The sequence below is a fragment of the Calidithermus terrae genome (genome assembly GCF_003574345.1).
Lineage (GTDB): Bacteria > Deinococcota > Deinococci > Deinococcales > Thermaceae > Calidithermus > Calidithermus chliarophilus.
Genome location: NZ_QXDL01000338.1, coordinates 1 through 2,694 on the forward strand (window position 1 = coordinate 1; position 2,694 = coordinate 2,694).

Genomic DNA, 2,694 nt, shown 5'->3' on the forward strand with positions numbered 1-2,694 from the left:
GGGTCATGGCGGGGTTCAGCCCAGGTAGAGGCAGGGGTCGTCGAATTCCCCGCCCTCGCCGGGCCCTTCCCCCTCCTCCGGCCAGGCCTCGAGCAGCTTCAGCGGGGGCGCTTCCAGCAGCAGGAAACGCCAGTAGGCCTCGAGACCGGCCTCGGGCTCGGGCGCGTTTCCGGGGGGCAGTTTCGGATTTCGGTCATCTTCCATGTTCCGTCACGCTCACGCAGAGTTAACCCGCCCCCACTGAGGCTGCCCTGAGGCGGTGCTGATCGCGCGGCCGCCTCGGGGTTCAGCGCTTCATGTAGTAGCGGGTCAGCCAGCGGGAGAGCCCGTCGAGGCCGGGGAAGAGCACCCGCTCGGTGACGCCGGCCTGGTCGAGCTTGTCGCGCACCTCCCACTTGAGCGCCGCCGGGAGCCGGATGAGCCGGTAGGCCCCGGGCGAGCGCTCGCCCAGGCCCTCGAGCCACTCCCGCAGGTCGAGGTCGGGCCTCGAGGCCAGCGAGAAGAGGGCCTGCTGGTTGACGATGCGCTCGTCGAGGGAGGGCGGCTCGAAGAAGACCACGAAGTCCTCCTCGCCCAGCCGGTCGAATTCGCGCAGGCCGCGGGCCACGCGGCTGAGCATCTCGGCGGTGAAGACCGGGGTGCCCTCCTCGCGCAGCACCCGGCGCAGGGCCTCGGGCAGCAGCGCGTTGGTGCGGGCGAAGTCCACGGCCCACACCGCCCCGTCGTGCTCGAAGTGCGCGGGGTCGTGGGTGGCGAAGTGCAGCGCGACGAGGGGGGAGTAGGTCCAGTCGAGCAGGCGGGTGGGCAGGCCGTGGTGCTGGGCCAGGGCCAGCCAGTTCCACTCCGCGTCGTCCACGCGGGCCTCGTAGGCGTACTTGCGGAAGGCCCGCAGGACGTGGGCCTCGAGCTCGTACGAGCGCCCGGCCACCAGCCGCGAGAGGCTGGTCTGGAGGCCGTGGTCGGCGCGGGCGGTGCCGCGGAAGGCCACGTTGAGGCGGTGGCGCCCGATCTGCGGGTTCCACGAGCCCCGGTAGAGCACCTCGAGCAGCTCGGCCCAGCTCGAGACCGTGACCGTGTTGGCGCTGCCCTCCACCACGGGCTCACCTCCCCCACGTGGCGAAGAGCCCCACCGCCGCCAGGGCCATCGCCGCCGTCGCCAGCCAGCCCAGCAGCCTCAGGCGCGGCGAGAGGGTGAAGCGGCCCATCACCTTGGGGCTCGAGCTCATCAGCATCATCAGCGCCATCACCGGCACCGCCACCAGCCCGTTGACCACCGCGGCCCACACCAGCGCCTCGATGGGGTTGACGGGGGTGAGGTTGATCGCCAGCCCGACCAGGGTGGCGGCGGCGATGACGGCGTAGAAGCCCTTGGCCTCCAGCGGCTTGCGCCCCAAGCCGGTGGGCCAGCGCAGCGCCTCGCCCAGGGCGTAAGCCGCCGAGGCCGCCAGCACCGGCACCGCCAGCAGGCCCGTCCCGATGATCCCGGCCGCGAAGAGCAGCTTGGCGAAGGGGCCCGCGACGGGCTCGAGCGCCGCCGCGGCCTGCGCGGCCGATTCGATTTCGGTGACCCCGGCCGCGTGCAGCGTGGCCGCGCTGGTGAGCATGATGCACCAGGCGATGAGGTTGGAGACCCCCATGCCCAAGTAGGTGTCGGCCTTGATGCGCCAGAACTGGGCCGGAGCCTGCCGCGGCGCGCGGCGCAGGGGCTCGTCTTCGGGCTCCTTCTCGATCTCCTCGACCTCGGCCGAGGCCTGCCAGAAGAAGAGGTAGGGGCTGATGGTGGTGCCCAGCACCGCCACCACCATCGCCAGGTGGGCGGCGTCGAGGCGCAGCGAGGGGAGGAGGGTGTTCGTGAGCGCGGTGCCCCAGGGCACCCCCACCACGAAGGCCGCGGCCACGTACACCAGCAGCGCCAGGGTGAGCCACTTGAGGACGGCGCAGTAGCGCTCGTAGGGCATCCAGACCTCCAGCGTCAGGCACAGCAGCGCGAAGAGGGCGGTGTAGAGCAGGGCCTCGCCGCCCAGCAGCAGCCGGGTGGCCGCGCCCATGGCGCCGAGGTCGGCCCCCAGGTTGATGGTGTTGGCTACGAGCAGCAGGCCCACCACCGGGTAGGTGAGCCAGGGCGGGTAGTGGCGGCGCAGGTTGCCCGCGATGCCCCGCCCGGTCACCCGCCCGATGCGCGCGGCGACCTCCTGGATGGCGCCCATCAGCGGGTAGGTCAGCAGCAGCGTCCACAGCAGCCCGTAGCCGAAGGCGGCCCCCGCCTGCGCGTAGGTGGCGATGCCGCTGGGGTCGTCGTCGGAGGCCCCGGTGACGAGGCCGGGGCCCAGCGCGTGCAGCACGTTGCGGTCGGCCGGGCCGGGGGCGGCGTCGGAAGGCGGCGGCGTCTCCACAGTGAGGGCCAGCTTACGTTTGGCGCCTGAAGCGATCCTGACGCCGGGCTGAGGGCGGGCGGGCCCGGCCGGAGCCCTAGGTCTTAAGACCTACGCCCGCCTCGGCCCGCGGCCAGACGCCGCCCGCGCCCGCTTTCCCTACCCTGGGCTTCGGAAAGGGAGGAACCGAAGATGCTCGACCTGTACAACCTGCTGACCATGGTCCGGCCCGAGCGCCAGGCCCAGCGCGAACGCGCACGCCTCGAGGCCGAAGCCCGCAAGGCCCGCCCGGCGGCCCGCCGCTCCCCCGGGCCCGCCCAGG

At 72.9% G+C, this 2,694-nt stretch carries 3 protein-coding genes; all 3 read right to left on the reverse strand.

Annotated features, from left to right (window positions below; genetic code table 11):
- Positions 1-15: 15 nt before the first annotated feature.
- Positions 16-204 carry a hypothetical protein gene (locus Mterra_RS20310; protein ID WP_119316752.1) on the reverse strand — a complete coding sequence of 63 codons (189 nt, stop codon included), beginning with the start codon at positions 202-204 and terminating at the stop codon, positions 16-18.
- 82 nt (positions 205-286) lie between these two features.
- Positions 287-1,096, reverse strand: coding sequence for an FRG domain-containing protein (locus Mterra_RS20315; protein ID WP_218022990.1), 810 nt, complete (start codon positions 1,094-1,096; stop codon positions 287-289).
- A gap of 4 nt (positions 1,097-1,100) precedes the next feature.
- Positions 1,101-2,393: an Nramp family divalent metal transporter gene (locus tag Mterra_RS20320; RefSeq protein WP_119316753.1), complete on the reverse strand. Its 1,293-nt coding sequence runs from the start codon at positions 2,391-2,393 to the stop codon at positions 1,101-1,103.
- Positions 2,394-2,694: the final 301 nt, after the last annotated feature.